Below are 22,785 nucleotides of genomic sequence, written 5' to 3' on the forward strand. Positions count from 1 at the left end.
TCGGAAAGCTCGATGATCGTGTCTATGAGAAGATCAAAGCCTATCTGATCAATAAAGTAGAGAGCCGAGAGGCCTCGCTTGCAACGCCGGCGACGCTCGAGAGTCGGATTGTGCTGCCGCCGGACGTGGAGGTCCTCGCGCAGTTCACCCGGCTCTCGCGCAGTGAGCTCGAGCGTTTTCACAAAGAGCACGGCTTTGCGATGAGTGAGGCGGATCTCGAATTCGTTCAGCAGTATTTCCGCGATACGGAGCACCGTCCTCCGACGATCACGGAGCTGCGCGTGATCGACACCTACTGGTCGGATCACTGCCGCCACACGACGTTTACCACGGCGATTGACGCCGTGAACATCGAGAACGGGGCCTTCTCCCTGCCGATCATCGAGACCTATCAGCGCTATACGGATGACCGCAAAGCACTCTACAAGGGCGACAAGCGGGATATGACCCTGATGGACATCGCCGTCATCGGCATGAAAGCGCTACGCGCGGAGGGCAAGCTGAAGGATCTCGACGAATCCGAGGAGATCAATGCGTGCAGCATCCGCGTGACTGTCGATGTGGATGGGAAGGATGAGGACTGGCTCCTCATGTTCAAGAATGAGACACACAACCACCCGACGGAGATCGAGCCGTTCGGCGGCGCGGCGACCTGTCTCGGCGGCGCAATCCGCGATCCGCTCTCGGGGCGTTCCTACGTCTATCAGGCGATGCGCGTGACGGGAGCGTCCGATCCGCGCACACCGATTGAGGACACGCTGCCGGGTAAGCTCCCGCAGAAGAAAATCACGCTTGGCGCGGCAGAGGGCTACAGTTCCTACGGCAACCAGATCGGGCTTGCGACGGGGCAGGTGCGTGAAATCTACCATAAAGGGTATCTTGCAAAGCGCATGGAGATCGGTGCGGTGATCGGCGCGGCTCCCGCATCTCAGGTCGTGCGCGAGCGCCCTGTGCCGGGAGATGTCATCGTCCTTCTCGGCGGACGCACGGGGCGTGATGGCATTGGCGGTGCGACTGGCTCCTCCAAGCAGCATACGGAGTCGTCGCTTACGACTTCGGGTGCCGAGGTGCAGAAGGGCAACCCGCCGACGGAGCGCAAGATTCAGCGACTCTTCCGCAGCCCCGAAGTCAGCCACATGATCAAGCGCTGCAATGACTTCGGCGCGGGCGGCGTCGCCGTTGCAATCGGCGAACTTGCGGACGGGTTGACGATCAACCTCGATGCTGTGCCGAAGAAATACGAGGGGCTCGATGGCACGGAGCTTGCGATCTCCGAGTCGCAGGAGCGCATGGCGGTGGTGCTTGCGCCGAAGGATGTTCAGGCATTTCTGCGCCATGCAGATGTTGAGAATATCGAGGCGACTGAGGTCGCGGTCGTGACCTCAGAACCGCGCCTCATCATGAAGTGGCGCGGCAAGGAGATCGTGCGGATCGCGCGCAGCTTCCTCGCAACGAATGGCGTGCGTCAGCACGTCCGCGTCGTTGTAGAATCGCCGAACGACAAGAATGCCTATCTGCAGCAGATTCCGCCTGCAGTGAAGAATGTCGGACGAGCACTTGAGGATATGTGGATTGCGAACCTCTCCGACCTCAACGTGTGCAGTCAGAAGGGACTCGGGGAGCGCTTTGATTCAACCGTTGGCGCGGCATCCGTGCTCATGCCGTTCGGCGGCAAGTTCCAGCTGACGCCCTCGGAGGCGATGGTTGCGAAACTGCCCGTGCGTCATGGGACGACGAATACAGCATCTGCGATGGCATTTGGCTTTGACCCCGATCTTTCAACGTGGAGCCCGTTCCACGGAGCACTCTACGCAGTCGTTGAGGCAGTGGCAAAGATCGTCGCTGCGGGCGGAGAGGCGGCAAAGGTGCGTCTGACTCTGCAGGAGTATTTCGAGCGTCTCGGCACCGATCCGAAGAAATGGGGCAAGCCGTTTGCGGCGCTCCTCGGCGCACTGCGCGCACAGCATGAGCTGGGGATTCCCGCGATTGGCGGCAAGGATTCCATGTCGGGCACGTTTGAGAATCTGAACGTGCCGCCGACCCTCGTCGCATTTGCCGTTGCGACCATGCGCGCAAATGAGGCGCTTTCGCCCGAGTTTAAGTACCCGAACAACAAGGTCATCATGGTGCCTGTTCCGCACGATGCACAGGATCTTCCGGTATTCTCACGCCTCAATACGAACTTTGCAAAGGTGCATCAGCTCGTGCAGGAGAAGAAAATCTTCTCTGCCATGAGCGTCGGACGCGGCGGCATTGCGGCGGCGATCTCGAAGATGTGCATGGGCAACAATCTGGGCTTTAAGTTCACGACCTTCATCCCGCAGGACGATCTCTTCAAGCCGCTCTACGGGACAATTCTGCTCGAGGTCGCGTCCTCGTTCGATACCGCGTCGAACCTCGCGGGTACGGGTGCTGTTGAGATTGGAAAGACGCGCGATGTGCCGAGCATCATCACGGAGATCGACACGATTGTGCTCTCTGATGTAAAGGATGCGTTTACGGAGCCTCTTGAAAAGATTTTCCCGACGACGGTGCCGCAGGTCGTGCGGCAGATTGACCGTCCAACCTATGCGCCCTATACGCAGGGCAAACGCGTCGGCAGTGCGGCAAAGATTGCAAAGCCGCGCGTCTGCATCCCCGTATTCCCGGGGACGAACTGCGAGTATGACTCGGCGCGCGCATGGGAGCGCGTGGGTGCGATTCCGAATATCTTTGTCGTTCGCAACCTCACGCCGAAGGCGGTTGAGGAGACCGTCGCGGAGCTGGCGGTGGCGCTGCGTCAGTCTCAGATCCTCATGCTGCCGGGCGGATTCAGCGGCGGCGACGAGCCGGACGGCACGGGCAAATTCATTGCGGCGATGTTCCGCGCGCCCGCGCTTGCCGAGGCGGTTCGGCGTCTCCTGCGCGATCAGGACGGGCTCATCCTCGGCATCTGCAACGGGTTCCAGGCACTCCTGAAGCTTGGGCTTCTGCCGTATGGGAAGATCATGGATCTGAATGAGAGTTCGCCGACACTCACCTACAACAACATTGGGCGCCACGTCTCGCAGACCGTGCGCGTGCGCGTTGCGTCGAATCTCTCGCCGTGGCTTGCAGGTGTGAACGTCGGCGACACGCATACGATTGCCGTCTCGCACGGTGAGGGACGGTTCTACGCGGATGCGAAGACGGTTGCGAATATGCGCATCCGTGGGCAGATTGCAACCCAGTATGTCAATGAGAAGGGCGAGCCGACCCTCGAGCAGCCGTACAATCCGAACGGCTCGGTGAACGCCATCGAGGGCATCACGAGTCCCGACGGGCGCATCTACGGGCGCATGGCGCACGCGGAGCGCATCGGCGAGAACATCGGCAGGAATGTGCCCGGCGATATGAACCAGATGATCTTTGAGTCCGGCGTCGCCTACTTTATACGCTGACAAATGCATAATGCAGAGACTGTTGTACGAGTCAAATGACTTCGTGCGACAGTCTTTTTGTGTGTGGAAAAGACGCTTGCTTCTTGTCTCAGAAGCTAAAAAGCGATAGAATAGAGGAAAGCAAATCCGACGCATGAGGGAGGACAGGTGCGATGAATCGACAAGACTACAATCCGCTCAATGATTATCTGTTCAAATTTGTCTTTGGAAAAGAGGAACGCAAGCGCATTACACTCAGTTTCCTCAATGCGGTGCTGGGGCGCGAGGGACGGGACGAACTCACGGACATCACATTCGTTGATCGTGAACTTGATCCCAATTTTGATGATGGCAAACAGTCGCGGCTGGATGTCTATGGGATTGCAAGCGACGGCAGCAAGATCAACATCGAAGTTCAGCTCGTGAATTACGGGGATATGCAGAAGCGTACGCTCTACTACTGGGCACGGATGTATCAGTCGCTCCGCAAAGGGGAGGAATATGAAAATCTGACGCCCTCGATTACGATCAATCTGCTGAACTTTCGTCTGTTGCCGCAGGAGTGTCCCCATAATGTGTACGGACTGTACGATATTGCGAGCGGACATCGGCTGACGGAGGACTTGGAGATTCACTTTCTTGAGATCCCGAAGTTTCAGGTAAAATCCGTCAAGGAAATGAAACGGCTCGAAAAGTGGATGGCATATTTCTCGAACCAGCTAAACGAAAAGGAAACGGAGGAACTAGCGATGAGTGAGGCCGCAATCAACGAGGCAATTCAAGCGGAACATGTTTTTATGCAGAGTGAGGTCGAGCGCTGGCAGTATGAGCAGCGTGAAAAAGCACTGCGCGACTACATCAGCGGAATGAGGCATGCAAGGCGGACGGGGCTCGCGGAGGGGCGTGCTGAGGGGCGTGCTGAGGGCGCGGAGCAGGCGATGCTGCAAAGCCTGCGGCATCTGATGGAGGAGCTTTCTCTCTCGCCGGAGCGCGCAATGGATGTGCTGCATATCCCTGCAGCCGAGCGGGAGCGCTATCTCGCTCGGCTGGAAAATAACTGCATATAAGATTATGGAGACTGTTGCATGAGTCAAATGACTTCGTGCGACAGTCTTTTTGGTTTTTAAAAATAATAAAATTTCCAGGACAAAAGTCTAGACGGGGGGTGGAACGTGGTATAATTTTAACACACGTTAAACTGTGGATAACTTGATTGGCCATTACTTAGCGTGTGCTAAAATAATGTGTCGTGGGCAGGGACGTTCACGACAAAGTGAAATGAAGTACGACGACCTTGCAGCTGTGTGGATACGGTGCGGGGCGGCGTGCTTCCGAAAGGATGATAGAGCGCATGAAGAAACGAGAGGCAAGACTTCTGGCGGCGGCACTCCTTGCGGGGGGAAGCCTGATCGCGGCTGGGCAGGCTGCGGCAGCACCGATGGACAGTGACCGTAGCAGTGCGGCACGTGCGATTGACCGCTCTGAGCGTGATGTCCGCGACGCGGCAGAGAAGAACGCAAAGTCCATGGACATGAAGAACATGAACGTGCGCGTAAGCGCCGTCATCGTTCAGGGGGCGGGAGAGGCGAGCGAGGCGACCATTCGTGCTCTGCTGCCCGAGCTCTCGCGCGACACCGTGAACATCCGTAAGCTCTCACAGGAGATCCAGAGCGTCAACGACACAGGCGGCATCCTCCTCGCGACGGAGATCACGCCGGCAGGCGCGGGTGCATACCGCGTCACGGTCAAGGTGGAGGAGAAAAAGAGCGACTATGTCCGCCTCTCGGTCAGCAACACAGGGACGGACTACACGGGCGACTGGCGCACCGCACTCACCTACCTCAATACGAACATCTCGGGACACGCAGATACATTTGGTGCGGCATTCGTCACCTCTCCGGGACATTTCGGCGATGTGAAGGTCGGTGCACTCTCCTATCGGAAGCTCATGCCTGAGTGGAATGGTGCCGTATCCGTCAGCGTCAGCCACGGCCGCACAAACATTGACAACTATGACACGGGCGCAGGCAGCCTCTTTGACGTGAACATCGGCGGCAAGAGTACGAACGCCGACCTGCACTATCAGCGATTCCTCTCCTACACCTCGCGGAACAAGGACATCCTTGATTTCGGTATCGGTTACCGCCGTACGGAGAGTGATTTTAGCTATAACTTTATCGGGCGCAGGTTCAACAACAAGACGGACTATAGCGTCATGCTCGCTTCCGTCACCTACCTGCACAGCCAGCGCAAGGCGAACAGCGTCCTCTCCTACAACGTCGGACTTGCGGCGAACGTGAGCGGAGACGGGGCATCCTATGAGAAAGTCACGCCGGGCGCGGACAGCCAGTTCACACTCCTGCGGGCAGGAGCGAACTATCAGGTGCGTACACAGAGCGACTGGATCGGAGCCGTACGCCTAAGCGCACAGTACACGAAGGATCATGTCGTCCCTGCCGAGCAGATCGGTGCGGGCGGACAGATGAGCGTGCGCGGATTCGATGAGCGTGCGATCGGTGCGGACAAGGGGTTCGTGGGCAGCCTTGAGATCTACAGCCCCGAGATTGCAAAGCATAAGCGCCTCCTCGCGTTCACGGACTACGCACATCTTTCGAACAACCGCAACGACAAGAACCGCAATGTGATCTTTGGCAGCGACAGCATCGCGAGTGCGGGGCTCGGCGTGCGCTATGCGGATGATCGGTTCTCGCTCTCCCTCGACTATGCGCGGGTTCTGCGTGATGCGGACAAGGTGAACCTCAACAAGCAGAACAGCCATCATTGGAACCTGATGGCAAGCGTGAGCTTCTAAGGATAGGAAAGGAAGGAACGGAATGAATTTCAAAAAGAAAATGCGCCGCGGCAGCCTCGCGGCACTCATTACGCTGGCACTCACGAGCTCTGCACTCGCCATGCCGACGGGCGGCGAAGTCGTGGGCGGCAACCCCGGCATTGCACTCAGCGACGGTACATGGGACAGTGTTGCGAATAATGCAACCATCACGGCGACGAACAACGGTCAGATCAACTGGCAGACGTTCAATATCGCAAATGGTGAGACGCTGACTTTCAACATCGCGAGTGACAAGACCCTCGTCAACAATGTGACAGGATCACAGATCTCCGAAATCCTCGGCACGTTGAACCAGACGGGCGGCGGAGATCTCGTGCTCGTCAACCCGAACGGCATCCACGTCGGCGGTAATGCCGTGCTGAACGTGCAGGATCTGACACTCTCCGCACTCGGCATTGTCAAGGCGAACAACATGGAGCGCGTCCTACGGCAAAATGGTGAGGCTCCTATTACCATTGATGGGAACGCGAAGTTCAACGTCAGTAACCAACTCGATATCTTCGGCGGCAAGGTGAGCGTTGCAGACGGTGTCGTTTTCAATATGGGGGTTGTTGGCGGAACGAATGAGCCGATGCTCCAGATCAAGGCGGCGAACTCAGCGGCATGGACACTGAAGGACGGCGAGGATCTCACCGAGGAACTCGTCCACAATGCGGGCAACGATGTCGTCTTTAACGGCACGGTCAATATGCTTGACGGCAATCGCAGGGAGGTCGAGATCGGCGGCGCGACGGTCTCGGCGACAGGGGCGAAGTTCCTCGGTGAGGAAGCGGAGACAAACATCTACGCTGCATCGAAGTTCAATGCGGATGAGCGTGACGCTGATGATGCCAAGACTGCGGACGTGACGGCAGCAAATAGAGTCTCCTTGGATGGTGTCACGGCAGAGGGCAAGTCCTTGCAGCTTGGCGGCGGCGTCATTGACATCAAGAACAGTACTATTGAGGTCTACCGGCTCGGGATGGAAGCTGTCGCGAGCTATCGATCAACCGGGAATGGCGCAGTGATGGATGATAAAAGTGCGCCCGACCGCACCATCAATATCGCAAACAGCATGCTAACGACGAATCAGGGCACGATCTACGGCGGCAAAATCAGCGTCGCAGATAATGCAACGATTGAGATGAAGAGCAATGCGACCAATGAGGCGGAGGTGCTGATGATTGCGGGCAACCGCTTTATGAGGAAGCACGGCAATGATCATGGGGATGAACTGCGTACCTATCGCGGTGTGCAGGGGAATCATGTCGACTTCCACGGCACGGTGAAGCATGCAACAGAGGGGAAAGCATCGTTCGGTATTACCGGGCATACTGTCAACGTAGACCGCGCCAAGCTGTACGGAATGAGGACGGAGTTCTCGCTGAGCGCATTCAGCAAGTCCGACTACGACCAGACTGTGCCGCGGTGGCAGGACTATTGGGAGAAAAGCGAGACAAGTGCTGCGAATACACTGCAGGCGGATGGGCTGGACGTTCGTACGAAGCGCGAATTCTATGCGGAGGGCGGCAGTGTCAGCCTCAAGAACAGCACAATCGCAACAGGCGCGTTTAATCTCTATGCGTTCAAGCAGGATCAGGGCGATGGCGACACGGACGTCGGCAATCGCGGACATGAATATAAGACAGCAGGCGTGAACAACATCGTTCATCTGAAGAATGTCATGGTGACGCGCCCCTCAGATGCAGAATACGACGGGACAAGAATCTTTGGCGGCAAGGTGACCATTGAGGACAGCAATCTTGGGGCAAATTCGTGGACGGAACTTTATGCAGGATCATCGTTTGACCGCGTTTATTCGGGAACGGGAGACCGGGAAGTCAAAGTAACCGTTACGAGGGACAACGAGCTTGGTCTTTGGAATTCGAAGATTGCTACGAATGCCCTTGCGCTTGGCGCGGGCAAGGTCGGTGTCTGGAACGGGAGTGTGATGACGGCAACGTCGGCACTCAATGTCAATCCTGCTCCCATCGTCACTCGCACGGACGGCTCGACCGCATCTCTGCTGCGTGATGCGTCCTCCCATGTGAAGCTCGCGGGTACGGAGTCCACGGAGTTTATAGAGCAGGGAGCGGACAAACCCGTCCCGCCCGCACCGCCCGTAAATCCCGAAGCTCCGACGCTTTCTGAGAGCGATCAGGATAATGTCGACGAGGGGGCGGCAAAGGCACAGTCGGCACTCACCGAGGAAACGCAGGAAAAGCGTGTTGAGGCACTTACGAAGACCGTTACGCAGCTCAATGAGAAGGTCGGTACGTCGCGCCGTCAGACCGCAGGTGTCGTTGTTGGCATTGTGCAGGAAATCGCGAATGCGGCAACGCTCTCCGACGGTGAGAAGGTCGCCCTCGTTGAGAGCGTGCTGAACGCCTATGCACCCGTGCAGGAGGCAAAGGCAGCACAGGACAACACCGCCACGGATACCCTCGATGAGGCGGTGAGCGCAGCGACCAATGTCTCTGTCGCGCCGGTTTACCCCGATGAGACCGAGGCAGAGGAGACTGTTTCCTTCACGTAATCACGTTTTGTCTTGACGAAAAAGAAGCGGTCGCGCCGTGCGACCGCTTCTTTTTGTTGCAGAAAGTCCCCCGAAGAAACAGTCTGCTCCTTGTCTCAAAAGCTAAAAAGCGATAGAATAGAGGAAAGCACAACCGATCACGTGGGAGGGATATGTATGACGAGCCGGCAAAGATACAATCCATTAAACGATTATCTCTTCAAATTTATCTTTGGAAAAGAGGAGCGCAAGCGCATTACGCTGAGCTTCCTCAACGCGATTCTGGGACGAGAGGGGCAGGATGAGCTCACGGATATCACCTTTGCTGACCGAGAATTGGATCCTGATTTTGATGAGGGCAAGCTCTCGCGGCTCGACATATACGGCATTGTGAGTGACGGAAGCCAGATCAACATCGAAGTCCAGTTGATGAATCATCACAACATGCAGAAGCGGACGCTCTATTATTGGGCGCGGATGTACCAGACCTTGCATAAGGGGGAGGAGTATCAGAATCTGCGCCGCTCCATCACGATCAATCTGCTGAATTTTAAGTTGCTGCCGCAGGAGAGCCCACATCATATGTACGGATTCTATGACATCACGAGCGGACACCGTCTGACGGATGATCTGGAACTGCATTTTTTGGAGATCCCAAAGTTTGAAGTTAAGTCCGTCAAAGAGATGAAGCGACTCGAGAAATGGCTTGCATATTTTTCGAATAAACTAAACGAAAAGGAAACGGAGGAACTAGCGATGAGTGAGGCAGCGATCCGCGAGGCGATACAGGCGGAACATGTCTTCATGCAGAGCGATGTGGAGCGCTGGCAGTACGAGCAGCGTGAGAAAGCTCTGCGCGACTATCTGAGTGATATGCGCGGCGAACGTGCGGCAGGTCGCGCCGAGGGCAGAGCCGAGGGCAGAGCGGAGGGCAGAGCGGAGGGCGCGGAGCAGGCAATACTGCAAAGTCTGCGGCATTTGATGAGCGATCTCTCGCTCTCGGCGGAGCGTGCAATGGAGGTGCTACATATCCCGGAAGATGAACGGGGACGCTATCTCGTTCTGCTGCAAAAATAACTGCATGTGAGATCATGGCTGCTGCATAAAGGGATCTTTGTGCAGCAGTTTTTGTTCCTCAGATATAGTATCTCTTGCAGAGCGCCGTATATGCCGCCGCGCCCGCCTCGGTCAGCAGATAGTAGCTGCCCTCGCGATGGAGGAGGTGCTGATCGATGAGCTCGCGGCTGACGCGGCGCACCTTGTTCTCGTCCCATTTCAGATGGTCGCCGATCTCGTCCGCGTGGTTCTCCGCACTCTCAACGCGTTCTGCCGTGTGTCTGCCGATGTGGAGCAGGAAGAGGTCGCGCTGCATCTGCCGCATACTTCTTTTGCGGCGGATGTATGTCGTGACAGCCCCCTTTGGCCCCATGAGCAGGGCAAGCAGGTAGACAAGCATATTCATGACGGCACACAGACCCGCAATCGAGGCATTCATATGCACGGCAAGCGCGTAGCCGAGCGCGGAGTTCACCATGCTGACGAGGAGGGCGAGGAGGAGCGTATGCGACAGGTGCTTTGTAAAGAGCAGAGCGGTCGCACCGGGAGCGATGAAAAACGAGATGACGAGAATCGCACCGACCGCATCGAATGCCGCAACCGTCGTGAGCGAGGTGAGCGACATAAAGGTGTAGAAGAGGATGCCCGTCGGCACACCGATGAGCCGTGCGTATTCGCCGTCAAAGGTAGAGACCTTGAGCTCCTTGTAGAATACGGTGATAAACGCTGCAATCAGGAGGGCGAGCCCTCCCATCTTGAGCGCGGCAGCGGGAATCTCCACGCCGCCAATCTCCACCGTGTTCAGCCCCGCATAGATGACCTCGCCCATGAGCACCATGTCCGTGTCGAGATGGGCGTTGCCCGCATATTTGCTGATGAGGATGACGGCGAGCGCAAAGAGCAGCGGGAAGATGACGCCGATGGCATCGTCGTATTTAACGAGGTTCGTTTTGCCGAGGAGCTCGACAAGCGACACCGTGACAACACCCATGAGTGCCGCACCGAAGAGCAGCCACGGTGAACCGAGATCATGTGTGAGGAAGAAGGCGAGCACGATGCCGAGCAGCACCGTGTGACTGATTGCGTCCGCCATCATGGAGAGGCGGCGCAGGATCAGAAAGACGCCGAGCGGCGCGCATGCCGCCGCCGTCAGCAGGAGTACGAGCAGTGCGTCATCCATGTGTGCTCCTCCGTTTCAACACTCTGCCGAGGATGCCCTTCGTCCCGAAAACAATGGAAAAAAAGGCGATCAGCGAGGCGACAAGGATGATGGACGGCCCTGTCGACATGCCCTGCTCAAGCGTGCTGATGTAAGTGCCGACAAGCGCCGAGACAGCACCGATGAGACTGCTCAGAAGCAGGACGCGCGCGAAGTTGTTCGACCACTGATTTGCCGCGACGCAGGGGATGATGAGAAAGGAGCTGATGAGGATTGCGCCCACGGCTTTTATCCCAATGCCGATGACGGCAATCGTCATGACGAGCAGCAGGACGTGCAGGAGGCGGCAGGGCAGTCCGACAACCTCCGCGTACTCCGCGTCAAAGACGAAGAGTTTCAGCTCCTTGTAAAAGAGCAGCAGGAGCGTGAGCACGAGGGTAGACACGACGGCGATCAGCAGGACATCCGCCTCAAGCATATATGCCGCCTGTCCGAAGATGTACGTGCCGAGCCCCGCCTGTGACGCGCCCGCATAGTCGGGATTCCCCTGGATGAAACTCTTGAGCGCCATGCCGAGACCGAAGAAGCCCGAGAGGAAGATCGCGAGATTCGCATCCAGTCCGAGACGTTTGTCTCTGTGCGCGAGCTGGATGAGGGCGTAGCTTGCCGCACCCGCCGCGATTGCGCCCATGAGGAGCACAACGGGGCTGCGCGTCGCAAATGCCATATAGGCGAGGATGATGCCGGGGAAGGTCGAGTGTCCGATGGCGTCGCCGATGAGGCTCTGTCCCTTGTAGACGCTGAATGCGCCGACGGGACCCGCCGTGACGGCGAGGATGACGCTGCCGAGCGCGACGATCTGAAAGGTGTAGTTCGTCAGAATGTCCATCGCTCACTCCTTCATGCGGTAGGCGCGCGCGAGTGCCGCCTCCTTGTCGATATCTGCGAGATAGTCCGATGCCTTTACCGTGCGGTTCAGCACGACGAGATAGTCGAAATAGGCATCGAGCGTGCTGAGATCGTGGTGGACGGCGATGACGGTGCGCTTTTCTTTTTGTAAATCCATGAACTTATCCATGATGATGCGCTCCGTCGTTTCGTCCACACCGGCAAGCGGCTCGTCCATGATGTAGAGCTGTGCGTCCTGCGCGAGTGCGCGTGCGATGAAGACGCGCTGCTTCTGCCCGCCCGACAGCTCCGAGATCTGACGGTTGGCGAAGTCTGCCATCTTCATTTTATCGAGCGCGTCCATCGCCAGCGCACGATCCTCCTTGCCGGGGCGGCGCACAAGTCCCAGATGGGCATAGCGTCCCATGAGTACGACATCGAAGACCGTCGTCGGGAAGTCCCAGTGTACCGAGCCGCGTTGCGGCACATAGGCGATCTGTTTGTGCACGGCGGAGAGTGCCTTGCCCCAGAGACGCACTGCGCCCGAGACGGGCTTTAGTAGCCCGAGGATGCCCCGCAGCAGGGTGGACTTGCCCGCGCCGTTCGGTCCTACGATCGCACAGCGTACGCACTCCGGCACATCGAGGTCGATGTCCCAGAGCACGGGGGTATCGCGGTATGCCATTGTGAGGTCTTCGACGTGTATGACGCTTTCCTCTTTCATTGAATATCACTTCCCTGTAGAAAATGGCGCCCCTTCCACCGCTTGCTGACCTGTCCAAGAAGCAAGCCCATAGGGCGCAGCTGATTGGGAAACAGGTCGTATGCGAAAACGTCCCAAGAACACGAGCGTTAGCGACGTGTGATTGGTGGACGTTGACCGCTCGCGGTCCCCCTCCCCCGTTTCGACGGGGGAGGCTTTGGATTGCGGCATAATCAATCAATTTACTTCAAATGCGAAACAATCAGGTCGACATTGCTGCGGTACATCGTGATGTAGGTATCGCCCTTCTGTCCCACGGGCGCGAGCGAGTCGGAGAAGAGCTCGCTGCCCTCGCCGCCGACGATCTCCACATCGAAGCCCTTCGTCTTGCAGACCTCCTGCAGCTTCTTCATGCGCTCGGGATTTGTCGTGCTCTCGGCGAACACTGCCTTGACCTTGTGCTCGACGATGTAGTTTGCTGTCTTTTCAATATCCGCATTTGCGACTTCGGAGTCCGTGCTGACACCCTGCGGTGCAATGACGTTGACATGATAGCGATGCGAGAAATAGTTGAATGCATCATGCGGTGTCACGAGGTTGCGCTGACCCTCGGGAATCTGTGCGATCTTCTGTGTGATCTCCGCATCGAGCGCGTCGAGGTCTGCGAGATACTTCTTCAGATTCTCTTGAATCTCCTTCTCGTGTGCGGGAACAAGCTTAATGAGTTCGGCTGCCGCCGCTTCCGTTGCCTGCTTGTAGAGCGCGACATCGAACCAGAAATGCGGGTCGACAATCTTCTTGCCGTCCTCCTCCATATAGTTGATGTTTGCGTCCGCAAAGTTCTTCGTGACCGCGACGCCCTTCTTCTCAAGCACCTCTGCCATCTTGCCCTCGAAGTGCAGACCGTGGTAGAGGAGGAGATCCGCCTTCTTGATCTTCTCAAGGTCGGCTGGCTGCGCGACGTAGAGATGAGGATCCTCACCTGCGGGGATGATCAGCTCGATGTTCACATAGTCGCCCGCGAGCTGCTTCGTCATATCCTGCAGGAACGAGGTTGTGACCGTGACTGTCTTCTTCGTATCGGCAGCCTTGTCACTGCTGCCTCCGCCCCCGCCGCAGCCGACGGCAAGAAGTGCCGCGAGAGCGAGTACAAGGGTGAGCAGCAGCGTTCGTGGATAATTCTTTCGGATGTTCATAGAGACACCGTCCTTTCATTTGTATTGAGAATAACACAAAAATTACATCTTGTAAATGAGAAAATTTCTCAATACTGAAGATATAGGGGCGTCCCTATCGTCACGCCTGCGGCGTGCCACTTCCCCCGTTTCGACGGGGGAAGCTAATATGCCGTAATGCAAAGCCTCCCCCGTCGGCACGGGGGAGGGGAACCGCGGAGCGGTGGAAGGGGCGCTTTGAGCGTCTTGACAAAACAAAGGGTGTTGAACGAGTCAAACCGACTTCGTACAACACCCCATAGAGGTACTGTCAATATTTATTTTTGGAGCAGTTTTTCTTTCAGCGCGCGATAGCGAATCGTTTCGTACGCGCCGATCTGGGACTCGGGATGGTCGCTGCCGTAGGCACGTCCGCTGACGGACAGCAGGGGCGGCGACTGGATGCGCTTTGCGACTGCCATGCCCGTATAGAGCCCCCACCAGCGTTCGAGGTCGGCGATAAATTCCTCCGCCGTCGGGAAATAATCCGCGACAAGTCCCGCCGCGCAGCCGATATACACCTCGAGGTTGCCGTCCGCATAGTGTGCGAGAATTTCCTCGGGCGTTTCATTGTTTTCTGCAAAGGCGCGGAAGAGATAGTCGTGGTAGAGGTAGCGGATGGGGTCGCCCTTGCCCTCGTCGACGTTCTGTGCATCGGACAGTTCCGCGCTCGGTACGATGTCGATGATGCCCTGCGGCACGACCTCGCACTTGTAGATCTCCGTGTTCAGATAGCGTGCGAGTGCATACACTTCGTGCTTCCAGAGGTCGGCAAGCGCGGAGAGGAAGCCCGCCTGATCGCCGTAGAGGGTCGCATAGCCGACGGTGGACTCCGCCTTGTTCGCATTGCAGGTAAAGCCTGCGCCCCACGCAGCTGCGACGGCGGAGAGGACGCGTCCGCTACGGTCACGCGCCTGCATATTTTCGCGGACAAATGAGGAGATTGTGAGGTGCTCGCCCTCGCGCGCCGCCGCGCCCATGATGGGAACATCGGTGAGCTGCTGCACGGTATGCGCAACGCTCTCCTCGATCGGGACGATCATGTGACGGCAGCCGAGATTCTCCGCAAGCTGCGCCGCAAGCCCCTTCGTCGTTGCGGAGTTGAACTGACTCGGCATGTTGACGAGCAACACTTTGTCTGCGCCGATGGCATCGACGTAGAGCGCGGCGGCAACGGCGGAGTCGATACCGCCCGAGATGCCGATGACAACGCGCTCCATATGGATGCGCTCGAGGAATTTTTGCACGGCGTAGTGCAGCATGCGGTACTTCGGCGCAATGGGGGATTCCTTCGCCGCTGTGAGCGGAGCGGGCATTGACTCTGTATCGACGACGGTCATCCCCTCCGTGTAGGCGGGCGACATAAGGACGCGCGCACCGTCCGCATTGTATGCGTAGGCTCTGCCCGGGAAGGCGTAGACGGTCTTGCCCTTGTCCTGAAGGCCGAGCGTATTGATGTAGAAGATGCTCTTGCGTTTCGTTCGCGCCATTTCGGCAAGCGTCTGTGCACCAAAGCAAATCGGGAAGGGACTTGCGTCGGCGGCGAGGATGATGTTCTCGTTTGGCAACTCATAGAGGAGCGGTGAGAAATGCGTAGCCGCCCCGTGGAGAGGACTGTGTGCCACTTCGTGCAGCACGCCGTCCCGTGCCTCCATCAGCGTGCGGCGCACGCCCGTGCAGCTGTCCGTCTGCGCGGCGTTTCCAAAGACGACGGTGATGCCGTCAGCAGCGGCGGCAATCTCCTCAGCGTAGTCCGCGAGGTCGCGCAGGAATGCGGCCTGCTTCCATACGCCGCCGAGGAAGAGCCCCGAGAGGCTGAGTGCGGGGAAGAGGGCAAGATCGGCGTGCGCCGACTTTGCTTCTGCTATTTTTGCACGCATGGATGCGGCGTTCAGATCGGGGCGTCCGGGGGCGACCTCCATTGAAATCAGTGCAATTTTCATGATATGGCTCCTTGTATTTGCTTTTTCTTCCATTGAAATGGTATAATTCAATCATCTCAGTATAGCACAGATAAAGCGCGAAAGGATGTATACAATGGATTATTTCAGCACGCGTGGGGCAAAGGAACGCGTCTCCTCGGCGGAGGCGATCCTGCAGGGGCTTGCCTCTGACGGAGGGCTCTTCGTGCCCGCCTCGTTCCCACAGATGACGCTCTCCGAGATCGAGGCACTCCGCGATCTCTCGTATGAGGAGCGCGCCGTGCGCATCCTTCGCCTCTATCTGACGGACTATACGGAGGAGGAACTGAAGGGCTGCGTCAGCCGCGCCTACGGGCATACATTTGACGATATGCGGCGCGCGCCCGTGCGGACAGTCGGGGAACTCGAGGTGCTCGAGCTGTGGCACGGCCCGACGAGCGCGTTCAAGGACATGGCGCTGCAGCTCCTGCCACAGCTGATGAGTACGGCGCGCGCAAAGACGGGGGAGAAGGACACAATCCTCATCCTCGTTGCAACCTCGGGCGATACGGGCAAGGCGGCGCTCGAGGGCTTTGCGGATGCCGAGGGCATCCGCATCATGGTGTTCTATCCAGATGGCGGCGTCAGCCCAGTGCAGCGCCTCCAGATGGTGACGCAGGAGGGCGCGAATGTCTCCGTCGTGGCGGTGCGCGGCAATTTCGACGATGCACAGCGCGGCGTGAAGGAGATCTTCGGCGATGCGGCGATGGCGAAGGAGCTTGCCGCCCTCCATACGAAGCTCTCCTCGGCGAACTCGATCAACTGGGGACGCCTCGTGCCGCAGATCGTCTACTATTTCAGCGCATACGCCGACCTCCTTGCCGCCGGGAAAATCGAGGTGGGCGACTCCGTGAACTTCACCGTGCCGACGGGGAACTTCGGCAACATCCTCGCGGGTTACTACGCAAAGCGCATGGGGCTGCCTGTCGGAAAGCTCATCTGCGCCTCGAATGCGAACAATGTGCTCACGGACTTTTTGCAGACGGGGATCTACGATCGGCAGCGCGATTTCTACCGGACGATGTCGCCGTCGATGGACATCCTCGTCTCGAGCAACCTCGAGCGTCTGCTCTATCATCTGACGGAGGATACGGCTACGGTTGCCGCATGGATGAAATCGCTTGCAGAGGTCGGAAAATACGATGCGATCTGCCTCCTCCCCGCATTGCAGGAGCACTTCTGGGCGGCGTTTGCAGACGATGCGGCGACGGAGGAGGAGATCCGCGCCGTGTATGAGCGCACAGCCTATACGCTCGATACGCATACGGCGGTTGCCTACCGCGCGGCGGAGGACTATCGGCGTGCGACGGGTGATGTGCGTCCGATGGTCGTGCTCTCGACGGCAAGCCCGTACAAGTTCGGCACGAGCGTGCTCCACGCGCTCGGCGAAGATACGGCGGGCTTGGATGAGTTCGCGCAGATGGAGCGTCTGCATGCGCGGAGCGGGATGGAGATCCCTGCGCGCCTCGCTGCGCTGCGTACGGCTGCCGTGCTGCACAAGGGCGTCTGCGAGAAGGATGGCATGCGTGCGGCAGTACTTTCTTTTGCCAAAGCATAAAAAAAACAAGGAAACAATAAATTTTTTTCATGACAAAGAAGGATTTCCGGAGTATGTGAAGAACTTTCACAAAGTACGTTGAATATGTATGTTAATGAGGTGTCTTTTTCGCCTCACTTCCATTTAGCCATTTTTTGGGGAAAGAGGTATACTATGGCAACGATTGATCTGACACAGTACGGCATCACGGGCACGACGGAAATCGTCCACAATCCCGACTACAATCAGCTGTTCCGTGAGGAACTGCGTCCCGATCTCGAGGGCTATGAGCGCGGACAGGTCACGGAGATGGGTGATGCGGTCAACGTCATGACCGGCATCTACACGGGTCGCTCCCCGAAGGATAAGTACATCGTCGACGACGAGACCTCGCACGATACGGTCTGGTGGACCTCCGACGAATACAAGAACGACAACAAGCGCGCGACGCAGAAGGCGTGGAACGCCGTGCGCGAGATTGCAATCCGCGAGCTCTGCAACAAGCGCCTCTTCGTCGTGGATGCGTTCTGCGGTGCAAATGTGAATACGCGCATGGCAGTCCGCTTCATCACAGAGGTGCCTTGGCAGGCGCATTTTGTCACGAATATGTTCATCCGTCCGACGGCGGAGGAGCTGGAGAGCTTCAAGCCCAACTTTGTGGTCTACAATGCGGCGAAGGCGCGTGTCATGCACTTTGGCGATCTCGGTCTCAACTCCGAGACGGCGGTCATGTTCAACCTCACGAGCCGTGAGCAGGTCATTATCAATACGTGGTACGGCGGCGAGATGAAGAAGGGCATCTTCTCGATGATGAACTACTATCTCCCGCTGAAGGGCATCGCCTCTATGCACTGCTCGGCGAACACGGACAAGCAGGGGCAGAACACGACGCTGTTCTTCGGACTCTCGGGCACGGGCAAGACCACGCTCTCGACCGACAGCGCACGCCTCCTCATCGGCGACGATGAGCACGGCTGGGACGATGAGGGCGTCTTCAACTACGAGGGCGGCTGCTACGCAAAGGTCATCAACCTCGACCCCGAGGCGGAGCCGGACATCTATCAGGCGATCCGCCGCAACGCGCTGCTCGAGAACGTCACGGTCGACCTCGCGGGTCATGTGGACTTTGCCGACAAGTCGGTCACGGAGAATACGCGCGTATCGTACCCCATCAACCACATTGAGAACATCGTGCTCGGTCATGTTGCAGAAAAGTCTGCAGGCCCGCACGCAAAGCATGTCATCTTCCTCTCGGCAGATGCGTTCGGCGTTCTGCCGCCGGTCTCGATCCTGACGCCGGAGCAGACGAAGTACTACTTCCTCTCGGGCTTCACCTCGAAGCTCGCGGGCACGGAGCGCGGCATCACGGAGCCGACGCCGACGTTCTCGGCGTGCTTCGGGCAGGCGTTTCTCGAGCTGCATCCGACGAAGTACGCAGAGGAGCTTGTGCGCAAGATGGAGGAGCACGGCTCGCGCGCCTATCTCGTGAACACGGGCTGGAACGGCACGGGCAAGCGCATCTCGATCCAGGACACGCGCGGCATCATCCACGCGATTCAGGATGGTTCGATCGACAGCGCGCCGACGAAGAAGATCCCGTATTTCGACTTCGAGGTTCCGACGGAGCTGCCGGGCGTCGATCCGAAGATTCTCGATCCGCGCGACACCTATGCAAGCCGTACGGAGTGGGATGAGAAGGCGCGTGATCTCGCGGAGCGCTTCATCAAGAACTTCAAGAAGTATGAGGGCAACGAAGCGGGCAAGGCGCTCGTTCCTGCGGGTCCTCAGCTCTAAGCAACAGCATTACACGGAGGAAGCTGCCGCATTTGCGGCAGCTTCTTTTTTGAAAACGGAAAGGAGGCTCGATGAAGCTCTCGGACAGTATCAATAAGGTGCGCGGCGTCGGTGTGAAAAAGGCGGCGGCATTTGCGCGCCTCGGCATTCAGACCGTATACGACCTCCTGACCTACTATCCGCGCGCCTATGAGGATCAGAGCCGCGTGACGCCCATCGCGCGCCTGCGCGCAGGGGAGCGTGCGACCGTGTTCGCTGTCATTCAGCAGGTGCAGGAGCGTCAGGGACGGCGGCGCGGATTTACGATTTTGACGGCGCTACTTGGCGACGGGACGGGGTACGCGCAGGCAGTCTGGTTCAACCAGCGTTTCCTCAAGACGAAGCTGCGCGAGGGGCGGCGCATCCTCCTCACAGGCAAGGCGGAGTACGCCTATAAAGGCGGCGGTCAGCTCGCACTCACAAATATCACGTCGTTCGAGCTCCTCGGCGCAGAGGAGGATGCGGGGGAGCATCTCGGCATCCTGCCCGTCTATGCGGCGACGGAGGGGCTGACGCAGAAGCAGCTGCGCACAATGATGGAATACGCACTCGCGCAGACGATGGACGAAATCGAAGAGAATCTGCCGCAGCGCGTCCGTGAGGAGTATCGGCTGATTGGTCGAAGGCGTGCCTTTCAGCACATCCACTTTCCCAAGCAGGAGGAGGAGCTGCGCACGGCACGGCGGCGGCTCGCCTTTGAGGAGCTCTATCTCATCCAATGCGGGCTGCTTGCGCTCAAGAAGCGCACGGCGGAGGAACAGGAGGGCATTGCGCACGCAGCGGACGGCACGCTCGTCGAACACGTACGTGCAGCTCTCCCCTTCACATTGACCGCCGATCAGGAGCAGGTGTGGGGCGAAATTCGGCGCGATATGGAGTCACCGTTGCCCATGCGACGGCTCGTGCAGGGCGATGTCGGCTCAGGCAAGACGGCGATTGCACTGCTCGCGCTTGTCAAAACCGTGGAGAGCGGGCATCAGGGCGCGATGATGGCACCGACGGAGATTCTCGCGCGGCAGCACTACGACTACCTGCGGACGCTGCTCACACCGCTCGGCGTACGCGTGGGCTTCCTCTCGGGGCGGCTCACGAAGAAGGAGCGCACGGCGATGGATACGGCGCTGACCGCGCATGAGGTGGACATTGCCGTCGGGACGCACGCGCTGATACAGGATCACGTTGCCTTTGCCGCGCTCGGACTGGTTGTGACGGACGAACAGCACCGCTTCGGCGTTGCGCAGCGCGCCGCACTCGAGAAAAAGAGCGCGGCAACGCCCGATGTACTCGTCATGACGGCAACGCCGATTCCGCGCACGATGACGCTGACGGTGTACGGAGACCTCGATGTCTCGCGCATCGAGCATCTGCCGCCGGGGCGGCAGCCCATCCGCACCTTTCTGCGCGATGAGACGGCGCGCGCAAAGATCTATGCGTTCGTGCGCAGGGAGATCGAGAGCGGACGGCAGGCGTACGTCGTCTGCCCGCTCATCGAGGCGAGCGAGGAGATGGATCTGCCCTCGGCGGAGGATGTCTATGAGGAGCTCGCGCACGGCATCTTTCGCGGGATTCCATGCGGGCTGCTGCACGGGCGCATGAAGTCTGCGGAGAAGGAAGCGGTCATGACGAATTTCTACGCGAACCGTGTCAAGCTGCTCGTTTCAACTACAGTCATTGAGGTCGGTGTGAACGTGCCGAATGCGAGCATCCTCGTTGTGGAGCACGCGGAGCGCTTCGGACTCGCACAGCTGCACCAGCTGCGCGGGCGCGTCGGGCGCGGCTCCTACGCCTCCTATTGCATCCTGATTGCGGGCAGGAGCGCATCCTCTCAGGAGCGTCTGAAAGTCATCGAGCAGACGAGCGACGGCTTTCGTCTCGCCGAGGAGGATCTGCGTCTGCGTGGTCCGGGGCAGTTCTTCGGCGCGATGCAGCATGGACTCGGCGATCTCAAGATAGCGGACGTGCTCGCCGACATGGATCTCCTCCTCCTCGCGCGCCGTGCCGCGCTTACCACCGTGGACGACCCCGCCGCCCTCTCCTTTGTTCTGCCGACGCTCATGCGTCAGTACCGCGAGAGGTTTGAATATATGCGGGAGGTTTGAGGAGGAAAAACATATTGACACGTAATAAAATACGTGACATTATAAGATGAAGAGGTGGGAGATGAAAAGCTATTCTTCGAGGGATGTGCTCCGTATGCTTCTGGCGGATGGCTGGTTCGAAGTGAATTGTGTCGGCGATCATCACCAGTTCAAACATCCGACAAAGCCGGGCAGGGTGACCGTCCGTCATCCCGTTAAGGATATGGGAATTCGCGATCTCAAGAGTATTGAAAAGCAGTCGGGACTTAAGTTTTAGGAATCGCTGAATTTATCAGTGCTTCCTTAAGGAGGGCAATATGTTTCCAGACATTTATCGCTATCCTGCGATTTTCAGCTATGAGGAAGATGGTGTTCATATTGTATTTCCGGATTTGCCGGGATGCATCACATTCGGAAAAGACGAGGGGGATGCCGTGCGTGCTGCACGTGAGGCGCTTACACTCCACCTCTATGGAATGGAGCAGGATGAGGAGGAGATTCCCCGACCGTCTTCGATGAGAGTTTTGGCAGAGCAGGAGGAACTGCAAAAGAACGAGGTCTTTCTGCTGGTGGAGGCATTTATGCCTGCATTTCGGGAGAAACAGAGCAAGCGCTTTGTCAAGAAAACCCTCTCTGTACCCTATTGGATGAACGCTGAGGCAGAGCGCATCGGACTCAATTTTTCCCAGACTCTCCAGAATGCAATCCTGCAGAAATTGGAACTGGCGAAGTGAGCATAATGCGGGCGTTGTATTCCTTGACATGTTGGGATTCTCTGGTCTAGAATAGCAACATATTGAATTTGGGAGGAGATTGCCTTGACAAAGGTTTTGGTAAACGGCGCTGCAGGTCGCATGGGGCGCGCGGTGCTGAAAGCCGTGATCGACGATGCAGAGTTGGAACTCGTCGGTGCGGTGGATATCACAGGCGGTGCGGACGCGGGAGAGCTTGCGGGGACGGCGAAGAACGGCGTTCTTGTGGAGACGGATCTTGCGGCGGCACTCGAGCGTCTGCACCCCGATGTGATGATCGACTTCACGCGTCCCGATGTAGTGTATGGAAACGTTCTGACGGCGCTCGCACACAAGGTCTCGCCTGTGGTTGGCACAACGGGTCTCTCTGAGGAGCAGAAGGCTGCAATCAAGGCAGCGGCGGACGAGAACGATACGCCCGCCTTCATTGCGCCGAACTTCGCAATCGGCGCCGTGCTCATGATGCTCATGAGCCGCATGGCGGCAAAGTACATGCCCGAGGTCGAGATCATCGAACTCCACCACGACAACAAGCTGGACGCGCCCTCGGGGACGGCGGTGCAGACGGCGGCGATGATTGCCGAGGTGCGCGCAGAGCACGCGCAGGGGCACCCCGACGAGGAGGAGAAGATCGCGGGCGCGCGCGGCGCGGACTACGAGGGCATGCACATCCACAGCGTCCGTCTGCCGGGCTACGTCGCGCATCAGGAGGTCATCTTCGGCGGACTTGGGCAGACGCTCTCGATTCGCCACGATTCGCTGAACCGCGAGTCCTTCATGCCGGGCGTCGTGCTCGCTGCAAAGAAGGTGCGCGAGCTCAAATCGCTCACCGTCGGACTGGATAAATTACTGTAAGGG

Annotated in this window: 16 protein-coding genes; 11 read left to right on the forward strand and 5 right to left on the reverse strand. The window is 58.2% G+C overall.

Annotated features, from left to right (window positions below; translation table 11 throughout):
- From AXF19_RS07605 to AXF19_RS07625, 5 genes are all read left to right on the forward strand, one after another.
- Positions 1-3,419 (forward strand): phosphoribosylformylglycinamidine synthase (locus AXF19_RS07605; RefSeq protein WP_066847145.1); only part of this gene is annotated, 3,419 nt, incomplete at its 5' end.
- A 152-nt stretch (positions 3,420-3,571) separates the two neighbouring features.
- Entirely contained in the window at positions 3,572-4,465 is an 894-nt protein-coding gene (locus tag AXF19_RS07610) for an Rpn family recombination-promoting nuclease/putative transposase (protein WP_066847156.1), read from the forward strand.
- A gap of 284 nt (positions 4,466-4,749) precedes the next feature.
- The gene (locus AXF19_RS07615) at positions 4,750-6,210 is read left to right on the forward strand and encodes a ShlB/FhaC/HecB family hemolysin secretion/activation protein (protein WP_066847158.1); all 1,461 of its coding nucleotides are present in this window, start codon (positions 4,750-4,752) and stop codon (positions 6,208-6,210) included.
- A gap of 22 nt (positions 6,211-6,232) precedes the next feature.
- The gene (locus AXF19_RS07620; RefSeq protein WP_066847160.1) at positions 6,233-8,767 is read left to right on the forward strand and encodes a filamentous hemagglutinin N-terminal domain-containing protein; all 2,535 of its coding nucleotides are present in this window, start codon (positions 6,233-6,235) and stop codon (positions 8,765-8,767) included.
- 156 nt (positions 8,768-8,923) lie between these two features.
- Positions 8,924-9,823 (forward strand): Rpn family recombination-promoting nuclease/putative transposase, encoded by a 900-nt coding sequence (locus AXF19_RS07625; RefSeq protein ID WP_066847162.1) that lies wholly within the window; start codon positions 8,924-8,926, stop codon positions 9,821-9,823.
- A gap of 58 nt (positions 9,824-9,881) precedes the next feature.
- Here the strand turns inward: AXF19_RS07625 and AXF19_RS07630 are convergent, their stop codons facing one another.
- From AXF19_RS07630 to nadE, 5 genes are all read right to left on the reverse strand, one after another.
- The gene (locus AXF19_RS07630; RefSeq protein WP_066847163.1) at positions 9,882-10,982 is read right to left on the reverse strand and encodes a metal ABC transporter permease; all 1,101 of its coding nucleotides are present in this window, start codon (positions 10,980-10,982) and stop codon (positions 9,882-9,884) included.
- Positions 10,975-11,850, reverse strand: coding sequence for a metal ABC transporter permease (locus AXF19_RS07635; protein ID WP_066847171.1), 876 nt, complete (start codon positions 11,848-11,850; stop codon positions 10,975-10,977). Before AXF19_RS07635 ends, AXF19_RS07630 begins: the two co-directional genes overlap by 8 nt.
- 3 nt (positions 11,851-11,853) lie before the next feature.
- The gene (locus AXF19_RS07640) at positions 11,854-12,573 is read right to left on the reverse strand and encodes a metal ABC transporter ATP-binding protein (RefSeq protein WP_066847174.1); all 720 of its coding nucleotides are present in this window, start codon (positions 12,571-12,573) and stop codon (positions 11,854-11,856) included.
- Between the two features lie 221 nt (positions 12,574-12,794).
- Positions 12,795-13,748 (reverse strand): metal ABC transporter solute-binding protein, Zn/Mn family, encoded by a 954-nt coding sequence (locus AXF19_RS07645; protein WP_066847177.1) that lies wholly within the window; start codon positions 13,746-13,748, stop codon positions 12,795-12,797.
- 296 nt (positions 13,749-14,044) lie between these two features.
- A complete protein-coding gene (nadE, locus tag AXF19_RS07650) occupies positions 14,045-15,709 on the reverse strand; it encodes an NAD(+) synthase (RefSeq protein ID WP_066847179.1) in 1,665 nt (554 codons plus the stop codon).
- An 85-nt stretch (positions 15,710-15,794) separates the two neighbouring features.
- On the opposite strand from nadE, the gene thrC reads away from it, so the two are divergent.
- The 6 genes from thrC (at position 15,795) to dapB (ending at position 22,782) form a co-directional block, all read left to right on the forward strand.
- Positions 15,795-17,285, forward strand: a complete 1,491-nt coding sequence (thrC, locus tag AXF19_RS07655; RefSeq protein ID WP_172837371.1) for a threonine synthase — start codon at positions 15,795-15,797, stop codon at positions 17,283-17,285.
- A gap of 153 nt (positions 17,286-17,438) precedes the next feature.
- The gene (gene pckA, locus AXF19_RS07660) at positions 17,439-19,058 is read left to right on the forward strand and encodes a phosphoenolpyruvate carboxykinase (ATP) (protein WP_066847185.1); all 1,620 of its coding nucleotides are present in this window, start codon (positions 17,439-17,441) and stop codon (positions 19,056-19,058) included.
- A 71-nt stretch (positions 19,059-19,129) separates the two neighbouring features.
- Positions 19,130-21,196 carry an ATP-dependent DNA helicase RecG gene (recG, locus tag AXF19_RS07665; RefSeq protein WP_066847188.1) on the forward strand — a complete coding sequence of 689 codons (2,067 nt, stop codon included), beginning with the start codon at positions 19,130-19,132 and terminating at the stop codon, positions 21,194-21,196.
- Between the two features lie 94 nt (positions 21,197-21,290).
- On the forward strand, positions 21,291-21,452 hold the full coding sequence (locus AXF19_RS07670; RefSeq protein ID WP_237141546.1) for a type II toxin-antitoxin system HicA family toxin: 162 nt from the start codon (positions 21,291-21,293) through the stop codon (positions 21,450-21,452).
- A 40-nt stretch (positions 21,453-21,492) separates the two neighbouring features.
- Positions 21,493-21,909, forward strand: coding sequence for a type II toxin-antitoxin system HicB family antitoxin (locus tag AXF19_RS07675; RefSeq protein WP_066847194.1), 417 nt, complete (start codon positions 21,493-21,495; stop codon positions 21,907-21,909).
- 84 nt (positions 21,910-21,993) lie between these two features.
- A complete protein-coding gene (gene dapB, locus AXF19_RS07680) occupies positions 21,994-22,782 on the forward strand; it encodes a 4-hydroxy-tetrahydrodipicolinate reductase (RefSeq protein WP_066847196.1) in 789 nt (262 codons plus the stop codon).
- Positions 22,783-22,785 lie beyond the last annotated feature (3 nt).

Source organism: Selenomonas sp. oral taxon 126, from assembly GCF_001683335.1.
Lineage (GTDB): Bacteria > Bacillota > Negativicutes > Selenomonadales > Selenomonadaceae > Centipeda.

Coding starts and splice junctions, on each gene's coding strand:
- AXF19_RS07615 (WP_066847158.1), top strand. CDS start 4,750: ATGAAGAAACGAGAGGCAAGACTTCTGGCGGCGGCACTCCTTGCGGGG.
- AXF19_RS07635 (WP_066847171.1), bottom strand. CDS start 11,850: ATGGACATTCTGACGAACTACACCTTTCAGATCGTCGCGCTCGGCAGC.
- pckA (WP_066847185.1), top strand. CDS start 17,439: ATGGCAACGATTGATCTGACACAGTACGGCATCACGGGCACGACGGAA.
- AXF19_RS07630 (WP_066847163.1), bottom strand. CDS start 10,982: ATGGATGACGCACTGCTCGTACTCCTGCTGACGGCGGCGGCATGCGCG.
- nadE (WP_066847179.1), bottom strand. CDS start 15,709: ATGAAAATTGCACTGATTTCAATGGAGGTCGCCCCCGGACGCCCCGAT.
- thrC (WP_172837371.1), top strand. CDS start 15,795: ATGTATACAATGGATTATTTCAGCACGCGTGGGGCAAAGGAACGCGTC.
- AXF19_RS07645 (WP_066847177.1), bottom strand. CDS start 13,748: ATGAACATCCGAAAGAATTATCCACGAACGCTGCTGCTCACCCTTGTA.
- AXF19_RS07675 (WP_066847194.1), top strand. CDS start 21,493: ATGTTTCCAGACATTTATCGCTATCCTGCGATTTTCAGCTATGAGGAA.
- AXF19_RS07620 (WP_066847160.1), top strand. CDS start 6,233: ATGAATTTCAAAAAGAAAATGCGCCGCGGCAGCCTCGCGGCACTCATT.
- AXF19_RS07610 (WP_066847156.1), top strand. CDS start 3,572: ATGAATCGACAAGACTACAATCCGCTCAATGATTATCTGTTCAAATTT.
- AXF19_RS07640 (WP_066847174.1), bottom strand. CDS start 12,573: ATGAAAGAGGAAAGCGTCATACACGTCGAAGACCTCACAATGGCATAC.
- AXF19_RS07670 (WP_237141546.1), top strand. CDS start 21,291: ATGCTTCTGGCGGATGGCTGGTTCGAAGTGAATTGTGTCGGCGATCAT.
- AXF19_RS07625 (WP_066847162.1), top strand. CDS start 8,924: ATGACGAGCCGGCAAAGATACAATCCATTAAACGATTATCTCTTCAAA.
- recG (WP_066847188.1), top strand. CDS start 19,130: ATGAAGCTCTCGGACAGTATCAATAAGGTGCGCGGCGTCGGTGTGAAA.